The 19,490-nt window shown below is 58.7% G+C and carries 20 protein-coding genes; 11 read left to right on the top strand and 9 right to left on the bottom strand.

Going from position 1 to position 19,490, the window contains the following annotated elements; translation table 11 throughout:
• Positions 1 to 23 precede the first annotated feature (23 nt).
• Both dusA and tal read left to right on the top strand, forming a co-directional pair.
• Positions 24 to 1,025, top strand: coding sequence for a tRNA dihydrouridine(20/20a) synthase DusA (gene dusA, locus ACZ89R_RS08225; RefSeq protein ID WP_429546095.1), 1,002 nt, complete (start codon positions 24 to 26; stop codon positions 1,023 to 1,025).
• A gap of 178 nt (positions 1,026 to 1,203) precedes the next feature.
• The gene (gene tal, locus ACZ89R_RS08230; protein WP_429546094.1) at positions 1,204 to 2,130 is read left to right on the top strand and encodes a transaldolase; all 927 of its coding nucleotides are present in this window, start codon (positions 1,204 to 1,206) and stop codon (positions 2,128 to 2,130) included.
• Positions 2,131 to 2,334: 204 nt separating this feature from the next.
• Here the strand turns inward: tal and rssC are convergent, their stop codons facing one another.
• Together rssC and rssB are read right to left on the bottom strand one after the other, a co-directional pair.
• On the bottom strand, positions 2,335 to 2,817 hold the full coding sequence (gene rssC / locus ACZ89R_RS08235) for an anti-sigma factor antagonist RssC (RefSeq protein ID WP_007897104.1): 483 nt from the start codon (positions 2,815 to 2,817) through the stop codon (positions 2,335 to 2,337).
• Positions 2,817 to 3,998, bottom strand: a complete 1,182-nt coding sequence (gene rssB, locus ACZ89R_RS08240) for a two-component system response regulator RssB (protein ID WP_008076016.1) — start codon at positions 3,996 to 3,998, stop codon at positions 2,817 to 2,819. Before rssB ends, rssC begins: the two co-directional genes overlap by 1 nt.
• 276 nt (positions 3,999 to 4,274) lie before the next feature.
• Here rssB and ACZ89R_RS08245 point away from each other — a divergent pair, with 276 nt between their 5' ends.
• Positions 4,275 to 4,574 carry a PilZ domain-containing protein gene (locus ACZ89R_RS08245; protein ID WP_123497823.1) on the top strand — a complete coding sequence of 100 codons (300 nt, stop codon included), beginning with the start codon at positions 4,275 to 4,277 and terminating at the stop codon, positions 4,572 to 4,574.
• Positions 4,575 to 4,646: 72 nt separating this feature from the next.
• Here the strand turns inward: ACZ89R_RS08245 and ACZ89R_RS08250 are convergent, their stop codons facing one another.
• Positions 4,647 to 5,336 carry an MlaA family lipoprotein gene (locus ACZ89R_RS08250; protein WP_008071107.1) on the bottom strand — a complete coding sequence of 230 codons (690 nt, stop codon included), beginning with the start codon at positions 5,334 to 5,336 and terminating at the stop codon, positions 4,647 to 4,649.
• Positions 5,337 to 5,536: 200 nt separating this feature from the next.
• Here ACZ89R_RS08250 and ACZ89R_RS08255 point away from each other — a divergent pair, with 200 nt between their 5' ends.
• Positions 5,537 to 6,157 carry an HAD family phosphatase gene (locus ACZ89R_RS08255; RefSeq protein WP_429543952.1) on the top strand — a complete coding sequence of 207 codons (621 nt, stop codon included), beginning with the start codon at positions 5,537 to 5,539 and terminating at the stop codon, positions 6,155 to 6,157.
• A gap of 109 nt (positions 6,158 to 6,266) precedes the next feature.
• Positions 6,267 to 6,530 (top strand): DUF4404 family protein, encoded by a 264-nt coding sequence (locus tag ACZ89R_RS08260; RefSeq protein ID WP_205889667.1) that lies wholly within the window; start codon positions 6,267 to 6,269, stop codon positions 6,528 to 6,530.
• 161 nt (positions 6,531 to 6,691) lie between these two features.
• Here the strand turns inward: ACZ89R_RS08260 and queF are convergent, their stop codons facing one another.
• Positions 6,692 to 7,522 (bottom strand): NADPH-dependent 7-cyano-7-deazaguanine reductase QueF, encoded by an 831-nt coding sequence (gene queF / locus ACZ89R_RS08265; protein WP_429546093.1) that lies wholly within the window; start codon positions 7,520 to 7,522, stop codon positions 6,692 to 6,694.
• Positions 7,523 to 7,583: 61 nt separating this feature from the next.
• Positions 7,584 to 8,120 carry a copper-resistant cuproprotein CopI gene (gene copI, locus ACZ89R_RS08270; protein ID WP_123497834.1) on the bottom strand — a complete coding sequence of 179 codons (537 nt, stop codon included), beginning with the start codon at positions 8,118 to 8,120 and terminating at the stop codon, positions 7,584 to 7,586.
• A 152-nt stretch (positions 8,121 to 8,272) separates the two neighbouring features.
• Between copI and ACZ89R_RS08275 the strand changes: the two genes are divergently transcribed.
• Together ACZ89R_RS08275 and ACZ89R_RS08280 are read left to right on the top strand one after the other, a co-directional pair.
• Positions 8,273 to 8,953, top strand: a complete 681-nt coding sequence (locus tag ACZ89R_RS08275) for a heavy metal response regulator transcription factor (RefSeq protein ID WP_429546092.1) — start codon at positions 8,273 to 8,275, stop codon at positions 8,951 to 8,953.
• Positions 8,953 to 10,302, top strand: coding sequence for a heavy metal sensor histidine kinase (locus ACZ89R_RS08280; protein WP_429546091.1), 1,350 nt, complete (start codon positions 8,953 to 8,955; stop codon positions 10,300 to 10,302). Before ACZ89R_RS08275 ends, ACZ89R_RS08280 begins: the two co-directional genes overlap by 1 nt.
• 111 nt (positions 10,303 to 10,413) lie before the next feature.
• On the opposite strand, the gene ACZ89R_RS08285 is transcribed toward ACZ89R_RS08280, so the two are convergent.
• Complete coding sequence (locus tag ACZ89R_RS08285) at positions 10,414 to 11,127, bottom strand: FadR/GntR family transcriptional regulator (RefSeq protein WP_218399092.1); 714 nt, start codon at positions 11,125 to 11,127, stop codon at positions 10,414 to 10,416.
• A gap of 367 nt (positions 11,128 to 11,494) precedes the next feature.
• Between ACZ89R_RS08285 and ACZ89R_RS08290 the strand changes: the two genes are divergently transcribed.
• Both ACZ89R_RS08290 and gudD read left to right on the top strand, forming a co-directional pair.
• On the top strand, positions 11,495 to 12,841 hold the full coding sequence (locus tag ACZ89R_RS08290) for an MFS transporter (protein ID WP_429378815.1): 1,347 nt from the start codon (positions 11,495 to 11,497) through the stop codon (positions 12,839 to 12,841).
• A 23-nt stretch (positions 12,842 to 12,864) separates the two neighbouring features.
• Positions 12,865 to 14,208: a glucarate dehydratase gene (gene gudD, locus ACZ89R_RS08295; protein WP_429546090.1), complete on the top strand. Its 1,344-nt coding sequence runs from the start codon at positions 12,865 to 12,867 to the stop codon at positions 14,206 to 14,208.
• A 125-nt stretch (positions 14,209 to 14,333) separates the two neighbouring features.
• On the opposite strand, the gene ACZ89R_RS08300 is transcribed toward gudD, so the two are convergent.
• A complete protein-coding gene (locus tag ACZ89R_RS08300; RefSeq protein ID WP_429546089.1) occupies positions 14,334 to 15,215 on the bottom strand; it encodes a LysR family transcriptional regulator in 882 nt (293 codons plus the stop codon).
• A gap of 156 nt (positions 15,216 to 15,371) precedes the next feature.
• Between ACZ89R_RS08300 and ampC the strand changes: the two genes are divergently transcribed.
• Positions 15,372 to 16,541, top strand: a complete 1,170-nt coding sequence (gene ampC / locus ACZ89R_RS08305; RefSeq protein ID WP_429546088.1) for a class C beta-lactamase — start codon at positions 15,372 to 15,374, stop codon at positions 16,539 to 16,541.
• A gap of 283 nt (positions 16,542 to 16,824) precedes the next feature.
• Here ampC and ACZ89R_RS08310 read toward each other — a convergent pair whose 3' ends face one another.
• A complete protein-coding gene (locus ACZ89R_RS08310) occupies positions 16,825 to 17,358 on the bottom strand; it encodes a DUF4174 domain-containing protein (protein WP_123497848.1) in 534 nt (177 codons plus the stop codon).
• Between the two features lie 176 nt (positions 17,359 to 17,534).
• Here ACZ89R_RS08310 and ACZ89R_RS08315 point away from each other — a divergent pair, with 176 nt between their 5' ends.
• The gene (locus ACZ89R_RS08315; protein WP_429546087.1) at positions 17,535 to 17,903 is read left to right on the top strand and encodes a VOC family protein; all 369 of its coding nucleotides are present in this window, start codon (positions 17,535 to 17,537) and stop codon (positions 17,901 to 17,903) included.
• Positions 17,904 to 18,130: 227 nt separating this feature from the next.
• Here ACZ89R_RS08315 and ACZ89R_RS08320 read toward each other — a convergent pair whose 3' ends face one another.
• Positions 18,131 to 19,489, bottom strand: coding sequence for an erythromycin esterase family protein (locus ACZ89R_RS08320; RefSeq protein WP_218399087.1), 1,359 nt, complete (start codon positions 19,487 to 19,489; stop codon positions 18,131 to 18,133).
• Position 19,490: the final 1 nt, after the last annotated feature.

Genomic DNA, 19,490 nt, shown 5'->3' on the forward strand with positions numbered 1-19,490 from the left:
CCTAACTCTATTTAGATATCTCCATGCCCCCAGCAACCACGCCAACCGCCTTCCCAGCCCTCTCCCGCCGCTTCTCCGTCGCCCCGATGATGGATTGGACCGATCGCCACTGCCGCTTCTTCCTACGCCTGCTCTCCAAGCACGCCCTCCTCTACACCGAAATGGTCACCACCGGCGCGCTTCTCAACGGCGACCATGACCGTTTCCTGCGTCACAACGAAGCCGAACACCCGCTTGCCCTGCAACTCGGCGGCAGTGTCCCGCTGGACCTGGCAGCCTGCGCGCGCATGGCCCAGGATCACGGTTACGACGAGGTGAATCTGAATGTCGGCTGCCCGAGTGATCGGGTACAGAACAATATGATCGGCGCGTGCCTGATGGGGCATCCGCAGTTGGTGGCCGATTGTGTGAAGGCGATGCGTGATGCGGTGTCGATTCCGGTGACGGTGAAGCATCGGATCGGGATTAATGGGCGCGACAGTTACGAGGAATTGTGTGATTTCGTCGGCACGGTTCGGGATGCCGGGTGCACGAGTTTTACGGTGCATGCGCGAATTGCGATTCTGGAGGGGCTGTCGCCGAAGGAGAACCGCGACATTCCGCCTCTGCGCTATGACTTGGCGGCGCGGTTGAAGACGGATTTTCCAGACCTGGAGATTATTCTCAACGGCGGGATCAAGACGCTGGAGGCCTGTCACGAGCATTTGCAGACGTTTGACGGCGTGATGCTGGGTCGTGAGGCGTATCACAACCCTTATGTGATGGCTGAGGTGGATCAGCAGCTGTTCGGCAGCACGGCGCCGGTGATCAGCCGGGCCGAGGCGCTGGCGCAGTTGCGGCCTTATATCGCCGAGCATCTGCTGGCGGGTGGGTCGATGCACCACATCACTCGGCACGTGCTGGGACTGGGCACCGGGTTTCCGGGGGCGCGGAAGTTTCGGCAGTTGTTGTCGGTGGATATTCACAAGGCTAAAGAGCCTTTGGCATTGCTGGATCAGGCGGCAGAGTTGCTGGAGGGGCGCTAACCGTCACCTGCGTTGAACCTGTCCCCCATTTCAGCATCGTATCTACCGATACCACGCCCCGCCTTTCAAACATCCGTTTTCAGGTTGTTGCCGCTGGGGCCATCGATACACGTACGCGCCCTTGAGTGGCTGCAAGCGCTCGGGTAATGTCATTAGACCCATAGGACAGAGCACGCTCATGACTTCCAAGCTGGAACAACTCAAACAAATGACCACCGTGGTTGCCGACACCGGCGACTTCGAAGCAATCGCTCGCGTTAAACCGGTGGACGCTACCACCAACCCTTCCCTGCTGCTCAAAGCGGCGGCCATTCCCGCTTATGCCGAGTTGCTGAACGCGTGCGTTCATGACTGCAAGGGCGATGTGGGCGTGGCCAGTGACCGTTTTGGCGTTGCGGTAGGGCAAGAAATTCTGAAGGTTGTACCGGGCCGTATTTCCACTGAGGTGGATGCGCGCCTGTCGTTCGACACTGACGCCGTATTGAAGCGTGCGCACCGTCTGATCGACCTGTACGACAAGGCCGGCGTTGGCCGTGACCGCGTGCTGATCAAGATCGCTTCGACCTGGGAAGGTATCCGCGCTGCCGAGAAGCTGGAAAAGGAAGGCATTCAGTGCAACCTGACGCTGCTGTTCTCCTTCGCTCAGGCTGCCGCTTGTGCCGATGCCGGGGTGTTTCTGATTTCGCCGTTCGTTGGCCGTATCTACGACTGGTACAAGAAAGCCACTGGCAACGACTACACCGGCGCGGATGATCCGGGCGTGCAGTCGGTGACGCGTATCTACAACTACTACAAGGCCAATGACTACAAGACTGTGGTCATGGGTGCGAGCTTCCGTAATCTGAATCAGATCGAACAGCTGGCCGGTTGCGATCGCCTGACCGTTAGCCCGGACCTGTTGGAGAAACTGGCGGCGGATACTGGCAAGCTGGAGCGCAAATTGGCGCCGGGGCATGCTGGCGAGGCGCGTCTGAGCCTGAATGAAGCGCAGTTCCGTTGGTTGTCCAACGAGGATGCGATGGCGACCGAGAAGCTGGCTGAGGGGATTCGTCAGTTTGCTCGGGATCAGGAGAAGCTTGAGGCGCTGTTGCAGGCCAAGCTTTGATTTAGCTCGCAGCCATGTAAAAAGGGCGAACCCTTAGCGGGTTCGCCCTTTTTTGTGTGCGTTTGGTAGTGGGGATTGGGTTGGCTTCGCGCTGGTGCCCGTGGTGGGTGGGCAAGCCCACAGGGATTTATGGTATGGCTGAGATCGGTGTGGGAGCGAGCTTGCTCGCGATGGAACCTGTCAAGCCCACATCATGTCAGGGGATCAATGACGCTCCAGCGCATTCACCAGGTCATGGAACGCCTCACGGTTGGAGTCGTTCAGGCCCATGAGGATTTTGTGCGCTTCGAGGACTTTGACGCGCACCACTTCTTCGGACTGATCCTGGTCTGGCAGGTCGGTCAGGCATTCAGGGCATGGGATTGGGCGATCAACGATGTTGAACACTTGCTCAAAGCCCATGGACTGCAACAGACGGGTGATGTCTTCGTGGGTGGTGACGACGGTCGGCAACAGACCGACCTTTTGCCGCGACAGGATCGACAGTTTGGCCAGCAGGCCCAGGGTGGTGCTGTCGATGCTGCGGGTTTCGGTCAGATCGATCACGATGGCGTTGAAATTCAACGCGGTGAAGATCCGCTCAATAGTCGCATCCAACGCCGAACACAGGGTCAGGCGAACTTCACCGACGAACTTCAGGACGAAGGTGCCATCCTGCTCGGCGAACTGGATTCTACCGGTACTCATTAAAGATTCCTGCTCAACACCAACAGGGCGATATCATCCGGCATCTCCCCTAGCGTGGCCAATCCAAAAACCTGGCGCAGACCATCCAGGCTGCCGCCCGCTGCCTTCACCCGTTGAGGCAAAGCAGCTTCTTTATCTTTGAGTGTGGGTTCTGGCAAAAGGTCCAAAATGCCATCAGACATCAGCGTCAGGCTGAACACTGGCGGCAATTCCAGTACGTGGTCTTCGTAGGTGGCTTCATTGAAGAGGCCCACCGGCAGACCGCGCCCTTCCAGGTAACGAACACTGTCTGGCGTGTACAACACAGGCAACGGCAGATGACCGCCGATGCTATAGGTCAACAAACCGGTCTCCTCGTCGATGACTCCACCGACCATTGTGACGTGTTTACCCAGCTTACAACTGATCAGGCCCCGGTTGATATGACCAAGAACCTCTGAAGGCTTGAACTCCGGCAATGTGCCGTTGCGCTTGGATTCGAACAGCAAGCGCGTGGTCATGAACTTCAGCAGCACGGTAACGAAGGCTGAAGAGGCGCCATGGCCGGAAACGTCCGCCAGGTAAAACGCTACCCGACGCTCATCGACCCGAAAGTAGTCGACGAAATCGCCCGACAGGTACAACGACGGAATGATCTGGTGCGCGAACTGGAACTCGTTGATGCTCCAGGGGCTGACCGGCAGCATGTTCATCTGCACCTGGCGACCGGCGTTCTGGTCTTCCTGGAGCAGGTTCAGGCTGGCTTCGAGCTCGCGGTTGGCCTTTTCCAGCTTCTCGCGATAGCGCTGGTTTTCCAGCAGCAGGCGCGCACGATCCAGGGCCCGGCGCACGGAGTGCTCGAGCACGGCCAGATCTTCAAGAGGCTTGATCAGATAGTCCGCCGCGCCCAGGCGCAGGGCCTCGACCGCGTCGTTCATCACGCCCGCGCCCGACACCACGATCACCGGGGTTTGCGGCGACAGCTCAGTGACCTGGCGAATGAGTTCGAGTCCGCCCATCTGCGGCATGCGCAGATCGCAGATGACCAAGTCGGGCTTGTCTTGCTCGAATACCTGAAGACCCTGCTGGCCGTTGCTGGCCTGCAGGACACTGAAACCACTGTCTTCCAAGTAGGCCGCGAGGCTCGCGCGCACTACTTCGTCATCATCGATTATCAGCAGCGTGGCACTGGTTTTTGGCATGTGGGCAAACGGCGCCAGAATTAGGTTGGCGTAGCAGGCTGGGCATTGGCCCCCGCACACACTACTGGATTCGCTTTCTAGCCTCTCTGCCGCACCGTTTTCGAGCGTTAGCCCTACTTACAGGTACACCAAAGGTGCCCTTCTAAGGCGCAGACGGTACTCCCATCCGCGAGGCGTTTCAAGCTCACGCCGATGGTCGCTTGACGTCTTTACTTGTCAAATCACCGGGAGTTATAAGAACAGGCAAAACCGTAACCCAAAGGAAGGATCGAGCCCATGAGCCAAACTGATCGGGACTACAGCGAAAAGCGCGATTTCATCCGCATGCGGGTCGATGCCGATGTGGCGCTGATTCATGAAGGCGACGAGGTGCCAGCCGTCTGCATCGACCTTTCCAGCAGTGGCATGCAAGTTGAGGCGCCCCGCTTATTCAAGGTCGGTGACCATCTCAGCGTGCGGATTGATTCCGATCATGCAGCGCTCAAAGGCCTTGAGGCCGATACCGAAGTGGTGTGGGTGAAAACACAGGACGGTTCCAATCAGAAACTCGGGCTTACAATCCTGAAAATGAAATAGCCCCGAATTTACCCGCAAGCCAAACGAAAGAAGGCGGCCACATGGCCGCCTTCTTCGTTTTACCGGTCGAGATTAAAAATCGTCTTCGACCTGGCCGTCCTTGACCTTGAATTCGCGATTTTGCAGGTACGCATTGCGAATAAAGGTGTATTTGTCGCCGCTGACCAGCTTCTCGGCCGACAGCAGGTTGGCGCGGGTGTCGACGATGTTCAGGCCGAAGATCGAATTACGCACCGGCACGTCGTGGATGTAGCGGTACGGGCCGGTATAGCCGTCGACATACTTGGAAGGCGCATCACGCAAGGTGCTTGGCCCCATGAGCGGCAACATCAGGTACGGACCGCTGCCCACGCCCCAGTAACCGAGGGTCTGGCCGAAGTCTTCATCATTGCGATGCAGGCCCATCTGGGTACCCACGTCGAAGAAGCCCAGCAGGCCGAAGGTGGTGTTGAAGATCAAACGCGCGGTGTCGACGCCTGCCGCAGCGGGCTTGGCTTGCAACACGTCGTTGGCGAGGTTGGTCACGTCGCCGACGTTGCGAAACATGTTGTGGATGCCATCTTCCAGAAACTGCGGCGTGACGAATTGATAGCCCTGAGCCAATGGCTTCAGTGCGTAAGTGTCGACAAAATCGTTGAACTTGTAGATCGGGCGGTTAATGCTTTCCCAAGGGTCTTCTTCCGTGGCCGCCTGGGCCGCGAACGGAACCAGCAATACACTGGCACACATACAAAGCTGAGCGAGCTGATTGCTCCAGCGCATAGAGAAACTCCTTGGATTCGTACTGGCGCGGGGGCTTGGCCCAGGCGCAAAGGCCGCTAGTATATGACGGAAAACCCGGTTTAGGCAGCATCGTGCGCGACGGCCCCTGGATGATTCTCCTGGCTGGAAGCGATTCACATCAGTGTCACTCAACTGTCACCGTCCACGAATAGCCTTGTTACTATTTCAAGGATGTTGATATGCCACGCGCCGAAACCACGCCTCTCATCGCCCCCAGCCTGACCGCGGTACTGTTCGGCCTCAGCGGATGCCTGGTGGATTTCGGCGCACGTACTCGCCAAGGCGGCACACTAACTGCCGAGCATGCCGAAGTCACGCTTGGCGCTCTGGACAGCCTGTCCAGCTTGCAGCGCCAACAGATTCCTTGCGCCTGGCTCGATGAACTGCCCCCCGCCCTCAGCCACTCTCTGGCCGGGGCACTCCCGGAATGGATCAAACCTTCGCAACACCTGGCAACAATCAATCCATGGCCAGCCCCGAACGCCTGTTGGCAAGCCTTGATGGCGTTGAATGTCGAACGACTGGACGGTTGTGTGCTGGTCAGCGGCGAACCGCGACTCCTGCAATCGGGCCTGAATGCCGGGTTGTGGACCATTGGCCTGGCGTCCTGCGGCTCGCTGTGCGGGCTGGCTCCAAGCGAATGGCAGGCCTTGAGTCAAAAGGAACGGGAACACCTGCGCGGCAAGGCGACAATGCAGTTGTTCGGCCTGGGCGTGCATTCGGTGATCGATCATCTGGGCGAACTCGACACCTGCCTGGCCGATATCAGCCTGCGCCGGCTCAAGGGTGAGAAGCCCTGATCGAGATCATGCAGGTTGCCCGAGAGTGGATTAATCTAAAGGTCAGCCATAGACCTTTGGCGCGCCGCTGCGGTCTATGCCAGTGCCTATCGATAAAAGGAAGAACGCCATGCCTGCCCGCGAACTGCAAGAACAGCTCAACAAACTGCGCGAGCAATTGGAACAGAATCCACCGCTTTCCGAAGCCGAGCGCGCTGACCTGCACGCGCTGATGCAACAGATCGAACTGGAACTTGAGCTGGAAACCAAAACCCAGGACACCAACCTCGCCGACAATGTGAACCTGGCCGTCGAGCGCTTCGAACTCGAACACCCGACCCTTGCCGGCACCTTGCGCAACATCGTGCAAGCGTTGGGCAACATGGGGATCTGAACCCGCCAGATACAAAAAAGCCCTGCTATCGATAGCGGGGCTTTTTGGTTTTCAGCCGCTGAGTTATTGGGCGACTGGAATTGCGCCAAGATCGCAGCCTTCGGCAGCTCCTACATTGGGAAGGCGTACACCCTGCTGCCGAAGGCTGCGATCTTTTGATCTTACTGACGAACCAGCCGATGGTTCGGCAATTGCACGTCTTCCGTGCTGCGATACGGGTTGATGTCCAGCCCGCCACGACGCACATACCGCGCATACACCGTCAGTTTCTCTGGCTTGAGCAACCGTTGCAGGTCGAGGAAAATCCGCTCCACACACTGCTCATGGAAGTCCGAGTGCTGACGGAAGCTCACGATGTACTCCAGCAAACTCGCATGGTCCAGCGCTGCGCCGCGATACTCCACCGCTACGCTGCCCCAATCCGGTTGGCTGGTGACCGGGCAGTTGGATTTGAGCAAATGGCTGTGTACGCACTCTTCAATAATGAGCGACTCATTGCACCGCAGCAGTTCCGGACGCGGATGCTCGTAGTTGCTGACGCTGATATCCAGGTCATCGATACACACACCCGGCAACGCCACGACGCCTTCCGCCTCAACATCTTTCAGGCTGCGAATCCGCACGCCCACCGGTTTGCCGGCGGCGGCCGAAAGGTCTTTTGCCAGCGTCGCTTCAAGGCTTGCGGTGTCGGCAAACGCTGTTTGGTTCAGGGAGTTGAGGTACAGCTTGAACGACTTCGATTCGATGATGTTCGGCGAATCCGCCGCAATGCTGAATTCGCCAATCGCCACCACGGGTTTGCCGGACGGCAACAGCCAGGACAGTTCGAAGCAGTTCCAGAAGTCCACACCCTTGTACGGCAGGGTTTCAGCCGTCAGGCCCAGCTCGGCCCATTTCGCGGTGCGCGGGATCGGGAACAGCAGGGACGGCGTGTAGGTGGCGATGTATTCGCTGGACTTGCCCAGCGGCGAATGTTCGGCTGCGGGATGCATGGCGGAAACCTGACTGAAGAATCAGCGGATTCTACCAGCCTTTGCTCCCGCCTTTGAGTGCTTACTGACTGACTGTCAGTTTGCCGACCATACCGGCCTGATAGTGACCGGGGATATTGCAGGCAAATTCCAGGTTGGTGGCCTTGGTGAAGGTCCAGGTCAGCTCGGCGGTTTTGCCCGGCTCCACCAGCACACTGTTCGGATCATCATGTTTCATCCCATGCCCTTTGGAGGAATGGTCCATTGTGGCCATGGAGCCGTGATCCATGGTCTTCATGCCTGTAGGCATCAGCATGCCGCTTTGCTGCATCTGCAGCATTTCCTGCTGGTGCCGGGCATGCATCGCTGCGTCGCCGAGGTTGAATTCGTGCAGTAACTGGCCTTTATTCACCAGTACAAAACGCACGGTTTCTCCAGCCTTGATATCAATCGCCTTGGAAGTGAAGGACATATCGCCCATCACCACTTCGACGCTACGGGTAGCCTTGGTCGCTGCCGCCGGTTGACCGAAGTCGTAGGAATGCGCCGGTGAAGCCTCCAGTCCCAAGCTCAGAGTCAGCAAGCAAGCGGTCAGTACCAGACGATTGTGAAAAAACATAGTCGCACTCCAACAAGATGAGGTTCAGCTTGTGGGAAACTTAACCCGCGGGCTCTGCCAGCCACCTGACAGGCAGATTACAACTTTGTCAGGTTGGCCTGTATCGCCGCCGCCCACGGTATAACGCACCGTTCCAACTGCCCGAGTCGCCCATGAAACTGCTGATTGTCGAAGACCAACCGAAAACTGGCCATTACCTGCGTCAGGGCCTGACCGAGGCCGGTTTCACCACCGAACTGGTGGCCGATGGCAGCACCGGCCAGCAACTGGCGTTGAGCGGCGATTACGCCTTGTTGATCCTCGATGTGATGCTGCCCGGTCGCGATGGTTGGCAGATTCTGCAAGCAGTGCGCGGTGCGGGCCTCGACACACCAGTACTGTTTCTTACAGCGCGAGACGCTGTGGAGGACAGGGTTCACGGCCTGGAACTGGGTGCCGACGACTATCTGGTCAAACCGTTCGCCTTCTCCGAACTGCTGGCGCGGGTTCGCAGTCTGCTGCGTCGCGGCAGCGCCACGCCTCAGGAAACCAGCCTGCAACTGGCCGACTTGCGCCTGGACCTGATTCGTCGCCGGGTCGAGCGCAACGGTCAGCGCATCGACCTGACCGCCAAGGAATTCGCCCTGCTGGAAATGCTCCTGCGACGTCAGGGTGAAGTTCTGCCCAAGTCGCTGATCGCTTCCCAGGTGTGGGACATGAATTTCGACAGCGACACCAATGTGATCGAAGTGGCGATCCGCCGTTTGCGCCTGAAGATCGACGATGACTTCCCGAACAAGTTGATCCACACCGTGCGCGGCATGGGCTATGTCCTTGAAGAGCGCCTTGCCTGATGCGCCGACTCTCTCTAAGCAATCGTCTGGCGCTGCTATTCGCAGCTTGCACTGCCGTGGTGTCGTTGCTCGCCGGTGTTTTGTTCAGCCGCGCCAGCGAGGCGCATTTTGTCGAGTTGGACCAGCAGTTGCTGGATGGCAAGCTGATTGGCTTGCGCCGGGCGTTGGATGACATTCCGTCCAGCGAAAGCGAGACCAGACTGGCCGATGAATTGAGCCGACAAGCCGATCTTTCCCTGCGTATCATTGGCAGCGACGGCCAACGCTTGTACGACAGCTCGGCCCGTTTGCCCAAAGACTTACCGCGCCAGTTGGGCCTGTCGACGATGAGCGACGACGGCACTGACTACCGCGTCCTGAATGCCCTCTTGTTCCCCGACAAACCCGATTCACCGCAACTGACCTTGTTGCTGGACATCACTCATCACCAACATTTTCTGCAGCGCATGCAGCATCTGATTTGGCTGACGGTCGGTTTGTCGGCGCTGGCCACTGCTCTGCTCGGAGCCTGGGCCGCACGTAGCGGTTTGCGCCCATTGCGGCGCATGAGTGCGGTCGCCAGCGGCGTGTCGGCGCAATCGCTCAACGCTCGCCTGCCAGAAGCAGACATGCCGCCAGAGCTCGAGGAACTGGCTTACAGTTTCAACGCCATGCTCGGACGCCTCGACGACTCCTTTCAGCGGCTCTCGGCGTTTTCCGCCGACATCGCCCATGAACTGCGCACACCGCTGTCGAACCTGCTGACCCACACCCAGGTCACTCTCACCCGCCCTCGCCCCATCGAGGATTACCGCGAAGCACTGCACAGCAATCTCGAAGAACTGCAATGGATGGCGCAACTGGTCAATGACATGTTGTACCTGGCCAAGGCTGACCACGGCTTGCTGATGCCCAAGCGCGAAGCGCTGGAACTGGCGGAAGAAGCCGATGTGCTGCTGGAGTTTTTTGCGCCGCTGGCCGAGGACGCTCAGGTGAAATTGAGTCGTGACGGCACCGCGCGCATGCAGGGCGACCGCAGCATGTTGCGTCGGGCGCTGTCCAATCTGCTGGACAATGCACTGCGGTTTACCCCGGGCGGTGGCGAGGTTCGGGTGAAGATTGTTGAGCAGCCTACAGGCCTGAGCCTGACGGTTGAAAACAGCGGAGAAGTGATTTCTGAAGACTTGTTGCCGCGTTTGTTTGACCGCTTCTACCGGGCAGACCCGGCGCGCCGTGAAGGCAGCAGTGAGCATGCGGGGCTGGGATTGGCCATCACCCAGTCAATCATCCGCGCCCATGGCGGGCAGATTCGTTGCGAATCGGATAAGGGATGGACGCGGTTTGTGATTGAGTTGCCGAAGGGGGATTGAGGCCAATAGTGCCCGCGAAGAACGATGGCGCAATAAACCTGCAGCGAATCTGGGCCGTACAGGTTGGAAGCTAACCTGCAAAAGGGGTGCTATCGAGGAGACCAACGGCGACTACCGATCAGCCGAAAAGCGGTCGCGGCTGTTAGTCAGGTGTAACCACATTGCCGCCCGCGCCGCATCCGGATCCTGGCGTTTGATGGCGTTTAGAATCGCCTCGTGTTCGAGGTTGGCGAGGTGCCCCAGCTTGCTCAAATCCGCCGACCCGCGCTCGGCGGCATTGACGCGGGTCCGGGGGATCATGGCGCTGCCCAGGTGCTGCATGATCTCGGTGAAACACGCGTTGCCGGTGGCTTCGGCGATCAGCAGATGAAAGCGTTTGTCTGCCTCGACGCAACTGTCGTTGTTGGCCAACAGGCTTTGATAGTCATCCAGCGCTTCACGCATCTGCGCCAATTGCTGGTCTGTGCGACGAACAGCCGCCAGCGCCGCAGCCTGGGTTTCCAGGCCCATGCGCAACTCCAGAATACTGCGCACGCCCAGCGCCGTATCGACATTCAGACGCAACCCCTGATCCGGTGCGCGCTCCAGAACAAAAGTGCCGATGCCGTGACGGGTTTCCACCAGCCCCGAAGCCTGCAACTTCGAGATCGCTTCGCGCACCACCGTGCGACTGACGCCATGCTCCTGAACAATCGAGTTCTCCGACGGCAGCTTATCCCCCGGCACCATCTGACCGAGCAGGATGCTCTGGGTCAGTTTGCTCACCAGATCATGGGCCAGGTTATGGGCACGCTTGCGAGCAGGTGCGTCGATGTCTTCTTGCATGGTGATCATCCGAAAAGCGGGTATCCGGATCGTATCACCGTGCGCGCTTTTCGATGACGGGAATCTCAATAAAACGCCGCCTAACTTGTATGACAACACTCAATATTCACTGTACAAAAAGATGATTTACACCATCGCACCGAAGCGCTGCGCCGCGACAAAGAGAAATTATCGACTGAAGAAATCCGGGGTACAACCCAACAAATACGCCGCACGAACCCATAAAACGAATAAAAAACCTTCCGCCTAGCACCATTTTGTTGAGTGACAGTACTTGTAGAACAAAAAAACCTAGTTGTATGATGTCTATCAACAACGCAACATCCAGCCACACCCCGCATAAAAATAACGAGTGGGAGAAAAAGCAGTGAATACATCCATATCCGGGATGACCGAGGGCGCCGATTCGGTCCTGAAGTCCGCCATCTCGAAAGTGAAACGCCACGTTCTGCCGCTGTTCGTGATCATGTTCATCGTCAACTACATCGACCGTGTGAACATTGGCTTCGTCCGCGCGCACATGGAGCATGACCTGGGCATTGGTGCTGCCGCCTACGGCTTCGGTGCCGGCCTGTTCTTCATCGGTTACGCGCTGTTCGAAGTCCCTTCCAACATCCTCCTGCAAAAAGTCGGTGCACGAATCTGGCTGACTCGCATCATGCTGACCTGGGGTCTGGTGGCCTCCTGCATGGCGTTCATCCAGAACGAAACCCACTTCTACATTCTGCGGTTTTTGCTCGGTGTGGCCGAAGCCGGTTTCTTCCCCGGGGTGATTTATTACTTCACCCGCTGGTTGCCTGGCGTCGAACGCGGCAAGGCGATTGCGATCTTTCTCAGCGGCTCAGCCATAGCGTCGCTGATCTCCGGCCCGCTGTCCGGGCTGCTGCTGCAAATCAGTGGTTTGGGCATGCACGGCTGGCAATGGATGTACTTCATTGAAGGGATGTTCTCGGTCGGGCTGTGCGTGTTCGTCTGGTTCTGGCTGGACTCCAAGCCCCACGACGCCAAATGGCTGACCCTTCCTGAGCAGGACGCGCTGGTCAAAGCCATCGATGACGAACAACTGGCCCGCGAAGCCGCGACGCCGATCAAACCGTCGCTGGGCACACTACTCAAGGATCGCCAGATCATCCTGTTCTGCGTGATCTACTTCTTCATCCAATTGACCATCTATGCCGCGACCTTTTGGCTGCCGAGCATCATCAAGAAGATGGGCGACCTGAGCGACATTCAGGTCGGGTTGTTCAACTCGATTCCGTGGTTGCTGTCGATCGTCGGCATGTACGCCTTCGCCACACTGTCGGCCAAATGGAAACACCAGCAAGCCTGGGTCGCCGCTGCGCTGCTGATCGCTGCCGCCGGGATGTTCATGTCCACCACGGGCGGGCCGATCTTCGCCTTCGTCGCCATTTGCTTCGCCGCGCTGGGTTTCAAATCGGCATCGTCGCTGTTCTGGCCAATTCCCCAGGCGTACCTGGATGCACGGATTGCTGCGGGTGTGATTGCACTCATCAACTCGGTGGGCAACCTCGGTGGCTTCGTTGCGCCGACCACCTTCGGTCTGCTGGAACAACACACCGGCTCGATTCAGGGCGGGCTGTACGGCCTGGCCGCCACCTCGATCATCGCCGCGATCATCGTTTTCGCCGCGCGCAATAAACCGAAACCTGCACCTGTGGTTGCCCTGGGCAAACCAGCACCTAATCACGCCTGAACATTGGTTGTAAGGACAAAAAAATGACTCCACAAGAAGCCGCAAAAGCCCCGATCATCACCAGCATGCAGGTTGTTCCCGTGGCCGGCCACGATGGCATGCTGCTCAATCTGAGTGGCGCCCACGGCCCGTTTTTCACCCGCAACATCGTGATCCTCAAGGACAACGCCGGCCACACCGGCGTCGGCGAAGTGCCGGGTGGCGAGCGTATTCGTCAGACGTTGGAAGATGCGCGCGCACTGGTGGTCGGCAGCCCGATCGGCACTTACCAGAAGATCCTCAATCAAGTGCGCCTGACCTTTGCCGATCGCGATGTCGGTGGTCGCGGCCTGCAAACCTTCGACCTGCGCATCACCATTCACGCGGTCACTGGCCTTGAAGCCGCCCTGCTCGACTTGCTCGGTCAGCACCTGGACGTTCCAGTCGCGGCCCTGCTCGGCGAAGGCCAGCAGCGCGACGAAGTGAAGATGCTCGGTTATCTGTTTTATGTCGGTGATCGCAATGAAACCGATCTGGCCTACCGCAGCGAACCGGACGCCGATAACGACTGGTTCCGCTTGCGTCACGAAAAAGCCATGAGCGCCGGCGCCGTGGTGCACCTGGCGGAAGCTGCCCACGCCCGTTATGGTTTCAAGGACTTCAAACTCAAGGGCGGCGTGTTGAGTGGCGACGAGGAAATCGAAGCGGTCACCGCCCTCGCCGAACGTTTTCCCGATGCGCGCATCACCCTTGATCCGAATGGCGCCTGGTCGCTCAAAGAAGCGATCCGCCTGTGCCGGGATCAGCATCACGTTCTCGCTTACGCCGAAGACCCGTGCGGTGCGGAAAACGGTTACTCCGGCCGCGAAGTCATGGCCGAGTTCCGTCGTGCCACGGGCCTGAAAACCGCGACCAACATGATCGCCACCGACTGGCGGGAAATGGGCCATGCGATCCAGTTGCAGTCTGTGGACATTCCTTTGGCCGACCCACACTTCTGGACCATGCAAGGCTCGGTTCGAGTCGCGCAGATGTGCCACGAATGGGGCCTGACCTGGGGTTCGCATTCCAACAACCACTTCGATATTTCCCTGGCCATGTTCACCCACGTCGCAGCCGCCGCGCCGGGTGAAATCACCGCCATCGACACCCACTGGATCTGGCAGGACGGCCAACGTCTGACCAAAGCGCCGCTGCAAATCGTCGACGGCTGCGTGCAGGTGCCGAAAAAACCTGGCCTGGGGGTTGAGCTGGACATGGATCAATTGGCCAAGGCCCATGAACTGTACAAAGGCATGGGGCTGGGCGCGCGGGATGACAGCGTGGCGATGCAGTTTCTGATCCCGGGGTGGAAATTCGATAACAAGCGGCCGTGTCTGGTGCGGTAATCCTCCGAGGACACTACGCATCCCCATGTAGGAGCTGCCGAAGGCTGCGATCTTTTGCTCTTGATCTTTAGCGATTTCAGCTTCGCCAAACGTCAAGATCAAAAGATCGCAGCCTTCGGCAGCTCCTACGATTCATCATGTGCCACTTGTAGTAGCCATTGCTTGAACGCGGCCATCGCCGACGTTTCGGGGCGCGACTGCAAGCGGGTCAGCCAGTAGCTGCCCGTAGTGATCCCGATGTCGAACGGTTGCTCGATTGCACCCACCGCCAGTTGTCGAGAGAACATCAAGGGCGGCGCCAATGCTACGCCCGCCCCTTGCAACGCCGCTTCCATCATCGCCAGCGAGGAATCGAAGACGATGCTCCGGGGCGGTGCGGCATGGGCCGAAAGACCAGTCGCCTGAAACCACTCCGGCCACTCATCCGTGCGATAGGAGCGCAACAACGTTTGCTGCAACAGATCGGCCGGCGTGTGCAATTGTCGCGCAATCTCGGGAACGCAGAGCACCGACAGCGGCGCCTCGATCAACCGTACCGCTTCGATCCCATGCCACGCCCCTGCGCCAAAGCGAATGGCGTAATCCAGCCCTTCAGCGGCCACGTCCACCCGGTTATTGTTGGTCGACAGACGCAAATCGATAAACGGATGTTTCGTCTGAAAATCCGCCAGCCGCGGTAACAGCCAACCGACCGCAAACGTCCCCACCGCCCCCACTGTCAACACCTCACGAAAATGCCCGCCCTCGAAACGCTCAAGGGTTTCGGCGATCCGGTCGAAAGAGTCGCGCAACACCGGCAGCAGGGTTTCACCTTCGTTGGTCAGCATCAGGCCTCGAGGCAGGCGCTTGAACAAGGTCACATTAAGCTGGGCTTCAAGGCTTTTGACCTGATGACTCACCGCCGCCTGCGTGACACACAACTCCACTGCCGCCCGTGTAAAACTCAGATGGCGTGCCGAAGCCTCGAAGGCGCGTAGCGCATTCAGCGGCAGATGAGGTCGAATCATGCCCACTCCCAAAATTTTCTAATGACTCATCCGAATTATCGTCGTTTGTGGGCATTCGCCAAACTGCATAGATTTGGCTCGCCCAACAACGGACCGGCTTGAAAAACCGCTCGGAGTGTAGCGGTTAACACCACGAAAAATAATGGAATTGAAACAATGACGAACAAGATAAATGCGGCCAGATTGAAGATTCTCGCGGCTTGCGTGGCGGTATTCGGCGCCAGCCATTGTGTTGCCGCGGCCCGGACGGACCAACCCATCGAGACGATTGTTAACGACGCCGTCCGGCCGGTCATGCAGGCCCAGGGCATTCCCGGCATGGCCGTGGCCATAACGTTCAACGGGAAGCACCATTACTTTAACTACGGCGTGGCGTCGAAAGAAACCGGGCAACCGGTAGCAAACAACACCCTGTTCGAGATCGGTTCGGTGAGCAAAACCTTCACCGCCACCCTCGCCGCCTACGCGCAGGCAACAGGCAAATGGTCTCTTTCGGACAAAGCCAGTCAGGTGCTGCCGACATTACGTGGCAGCGCGTTCGACAACATCAGCGTGCTGCAACTCGGCACCTACACCGCTGGCGGCCTGCCGTTGCAGTTCCCCGGTGATGCGGACCATCAGGACAAGATGCTCGGCTATTTCAAGCAGTGGAAACCGGCCTATGCCGCCGGCACTCATCGCCTGTATTCAAACCCCAGCCTTGGGTTGTTCGGCTATCTGGCGGCGCAAAGCATGGGGGCGCCGTTCGATAAGCTGATGGAAAAAACCTTGCTGCCGAAACTCGGCCTCAAGCACAGCTACCTCAAGGTGCCGCAGGATCAGATGGCGCTTTACGCCCAGGGTTACAACAAGGACGACAAGCCTGTGCGGGTCGGCCCGGGCGCATTGGATTCTGAAGCGTATGGCGTGAAAACCAGTGCCTCGGACCTGCTTCGTTATGTTGAAGCGAACATGAATCCGGCTTCGCTGGAAAAGCCCTTGCAGCAAGCCATCGCCACCACGCATACCGGCTACTACACCGTCGGCGAGATGACTCAAGGGTTGGGATGGGAACTCTACAACTACCCGGCGACGCTCGATACATTGCTGGCGGGCAACTCGTCGCAGATGGCGTTTGAGGCTCATGCAGTCCAACCGCTGAACCCGCCTCAACCGCAACACGATTATGTCCTGATCAACAAAACCGGCTCAACCGGCGGCTTTGGCGGTTACGTCGCCTTTGTCCCGGCGAAGGACATTGGGATCGTGATCCTGGCCAACAAAAACTACCCAAACCCCGAGCGAATCAAAATCGCTCACAAAATATTGAGTGCCTTGGCCGAATAATCCCGACAATCCATCAAGGCTGGGCAACCGTGCACCTGTGGCGAGGGAGCTTGCCCCCGTTGGGCTGCGCAGCGGCCCCAAACCAGCCACCGCGTTGTATCAGATAGACCTCTGATGCCGGGTTTACGACTGCTTCGCAGCCGAACGGGGGCAAGCCCCCTCGCCACAGGGTTTGGCGTTGGCAAATAAAATGGGCGACCTCTTGAGGTCGCCCATTTCTCATTACTGCACTTGAACCTGTGCCACCCCCTCACCACAGGATCTTCACCTCAGCGGAGGAAACTCAATCATCCGGCATCTCAGGCGGTTTGGCGGGCTTCGCCGGTTTGCCCTTTGCACCTTTGGCCGGCGCAACTTCAGCCACCGGCGCTGGCACCGGTACTGTCGCTTCCTTTTCGGCGGCTGGCAGCGCGTCGATGGTGCTGAAAATCTCTTTCAGCTCGACCGCATCCTTCTCAAGCTTCTTTTCGCCGTCCTTGCCAACCAGGATGATTTTGCTCTTCGCCCCGGCGCCCAACTTGAGCGAACGGATCAACGCCATTGTCGTTTGCGGGTCGAGGTCTTTGCCGTCGCGTTGCCCCATCGTATTGATCACGGTGTACAGCACCATGTTTCGCTCGGTGAAGCCCTTGCGGCTGGCGGGTTCATCCAGCGATTTTTTCAGGCTGACCCAGGTGGGATCAACCGAACTGGGCGCGATGACAATCAGGGGACGAGCCCTGCCCACGTCTTTAACCAGAGGGGAGTCGTCATCGGCGGCGAACAAGGGGCCGACGAAAGCCAGCAGAGTAGCCAGGGTCAAAGACCTGATGAGCATGCGCATCTCCTTTTGATATCCACGCTCTAATGATTGCGCATCGCGGCGAACGTTCCGGGTGAGGCGTATTTATGTTCGCCTTGCCCCAAGCTTAGGTCAGGGCGGTCATTGCGCAACAGCCTGAGCTAATCTCATAGCACAACTCGCACCACCTGATTCGCCGTGAGGATTTTTCCATGAGCGCTCAGCTGAACCACACCATCGTCTGGTGCCGTGACAAACAAGTGTCGGCCCGCTACCTGACCGACCTCCTCGGCCTGCCCGATCCCGAGCCGTTCGGACCAATGCTGGTGGTCAAATTCGATAATGGCGTGTCGCTGGATTTCTACAACAACGACCCGCCGATTGCCTCCCAACACTATGCGTTTCTGATTGGCGACGAAGACTTCGATGCGGCGTTCGCTCGCCTGCAAGCGCGCAAGCAGCCGTGGTGGGCCGATCCGGGCAAACAGAGACCGTACGAGATCAATGAGTACGGCGGTGGCCGGCGGGTGTATTTCGATGACCCGGACGGGCATCTGCTGGAGATTTTTACCCGGGAATAGATGCCCGTTATTAGCGCAATGCTGTTCACTTAAGCGCGACTCTCAGTCATGCCAACCTTTGTGGCGAGCGAGCTTGCTCGCGTTGGGCTGCGTAGCGGCCCCAAAAATCCGATAACAATCGCCGATTTTGTGAGTGCTACGCACTCAAGCGCGAGCATGCCTCCCTCGCCACAGGTTACTCACCGACTCAAGACTCTTAAGTGAACAGCATTGCCGTGATTAGCGGGTCATATACCGAACGGAAAGGTGTCTTCCTCGTGCTCCATGAACTCAGGCTCCGGCAATGGCGAGACCGCGTGGGTTTTTTCGATCCAGACAAAAGCGTCGAACTGCTCTGCCAGTACGGCCTGAAAGTAATGGCTCTGGCGCTCGGTCCTGGGTCGATAGATGACGCCGATGGCGCGCTCAAGTAATGGCTCAGCCAGTACGTCCAGCAATTCCTCGCTCGGTGACGTGCGCCAGTCGAGCAGCGCTGCGGGAATGCCGGCCTGGAGAAACAGTTGTTCCCAACTGTCGGCCAATGCCGGGTTCACCTGTTTGACCTGCATCGGCTCATCCCAGTCGTCGGCGGCAGCGACGGTGCCATGGTCGGTGCCCATGCCGATCAGCACCGCTTGTGAGCCGTAGGCCGTGCGGCACAACTGACCGATGTTGAATTGCCCCTCCCAGCCCATTTGCGTCGCGGCGGCGTTGCCGATGTGTGAGTTATGCGCCCACACCACCGCTTTGGCGCCTGCCCCGCGATGCACCATCAGGGTTTGCAAGGTGTCGAACATGTGCAGGTCACGCAGGTTCCACGAGGCGGTCGAGCCGCGGTACATGGCGCGGTAATACTGCTCGGCGGCCCGCACCACGCGGGCGTTCTGGGTGGCGCTGAAAAACGCCTCGTCGTCGGCGACCATCGGGTCAAGCCGTTCGCCCAGCAACACATTCAATTGCTCGACCACGGCGTCCTCGCACGTAGCCATGTTGCCCCGCTCAGCGAAATGACCGTACAGCGCCGGGTCGTCATGCCACGGCGTCAGGCAGCTGTAGCGATGGCGGGCCTCTTTTGCCAGCTGCGGATCGGTCTTGTCGAGATAGCCCAGCACTTCGTCGATGGAATGACGCATGCTGTAAACATCCAGCCCCCGAAATTCCACCCGCTGCTCAAGCGCCAAGCCGCGATTATGGTGGTGCAGCCAGCGGGTGAAAGTCTGCACAGCGGTATTGCGCCACATCCAGGTGGGGAATCGGGCGAAGGCCTGTTTTTTCCAGGCGGAGCGGCCCAGGTCACGGACGCATCGGTCGATCTGGCCGGCATCGGGCCAGTCGGCTTCGACCGCGACGATACCGAAGCCATGCTGCTCGATCAGGCGGCGGGTGATCGCCGCTCGGGTCTGGTAGAAGTCCTGGGTGCCGTGGCTGGCTTCGCCGATCAACACCACGCTGGCATCGCCAAAGCGGTCGAAGAGTTTGCCGAATTCAGGTGAGTCGAGCGCAGGCAACGGCTCGGCATGACGGCGTAGCACCTCGGCCGCGTTGCCGGGTGGCTCGCCGCGAGGGCGGCTGAATCGTCGTAGAAGATCGTTTACGGGGCTGTTCATG

The sequence above is a fragment of the Pseudomonas sp. TE3728 genome (assembly GCF_056279145.1).

Coding starts and splice junctions, on each gene's coding strand:
- ACZ89R_RS08245 (WP_123497823.1), top strand. CDS start 4,275: ATGAGCCAAACTGATCGGGACTACAGCGAAAAGCGCGATTTCATCCGC.
- ACZ89R_RS08285 (WP_218399092.1), bottom strand. CDS start 11,127: ATGCAAGAAGACATCGACGCACCTGCTCGCAAGCGTGCCCATAACCTG.
- ACZ89R_RS08275 (WP_429546092.1), top strand. CDS start 8,273: ATGAAACTGCTGATTGTCGAAGACCAACCGAAAACTGGCCATTACCTG.
- dusA (WP_429546095.1), top strand. CDS start 24: ATGCCCCCAGCAACCACGCCAACCGCCTTCCCAGCCCTCTCCCGCCGC.
- ACZ89R_RS08310 (WP_123497848.1), bottom strand. CDS start 17,358: ATGCTCATCAGGTCTTTGACCCTGGCTACTCTGCTGGCTTTCGTCGGC.
- ACZ89R_RS08280 (WP_429546091.1), top strand. CDS start 8,953: ATGCGCCGACTCTCTCTAAGCAATCGTCTGGCGCTGCTATTCGCAGCT.
- rssB (WP_008076016.1), bottom strand. CDS start 3,998: ATGCCAAAAACCAGTGCCACGCTGCTGATAATCGATGATGACGAAGTA.
- queF (WP_429546093.1), bottom strand. CDS start 7,522: ATGCATCCCGCAGCCGAACATTCGCCGCTGGGCAAGTCCAGCGAATAC.
- gudD (WP_429546090.1), top strand. CDS start 12,865: ATGACTCCACAAGAAGCCGCAAAAGCCCCGATCATCACCAGCATGCAG.
- ACZ89R_RS08315 (WP_429546087.1), top strand. CDS start 17,535: ATGAGCGCTCAGCTGAACCACACCATCGTCTGGTGCCGTGACAAACAA.
- rssC (WP_007897104.1), bottom strand. CDS start 2,817: ATGAGTACCGGTAGAATCCAGTTCGCCGAGCAGGATGGCACCTTCGTC.
- tal (WP_429546094.1), top strand. CDS start 1,204: ATGACTTCCAAGCTGGAACAACTCAAACAAATGACCACCGTGGTTGCC.
- ACZ89R_RS08260 (WP_205889667.1), top strand. CDS start 6,267: ATGCCTGCCCGCGAACTGCAAGAACAGCTCAACAAACTGCGCGAGCAA.
- copI (WP_123497834.1), bottom strand. CDS start 8,120: ATGTTTTTTCACAATCGTCTGGTACTGACCGCTTGCTTGCTGACTCTG.
- ACZ89R_RS08300 (WP_429546089.1), bottom strand. CDS start 15,215: ATGATTCGACCTCATCTGCCGCTGAATGCGCTACGCGCCTTCGAGGCT.
- ampC (WP_429546088.1), top strand. CDS start 15,372: ATGACGAACAAGATAAATGCGGCCAGATTGAAGATTCTCGCGGCTTGC.
- ACZ89R_RS08255 (WP_429543952.1), top strand. CDS start 5,537: ATGCCACGCGCCGAAACCACGCCTCTCATCGCCCCCAGCCTGACCGCG.
- ACZ89R_RS08320 (WP_218399087.1), bottom strand. CDS start 19,489: ATGAACAGCCCCGTAAACGATCTTCTACGACGATTCAGCCGCCCTCGC.
- ACZ89R_RS08250 (WP_008071107.1), bottom strand. CDS start 5,336: ATGCGCTGGAGCAATCAGCTCGCTCAGCTTTGTATGTGTGCCAGTGTA.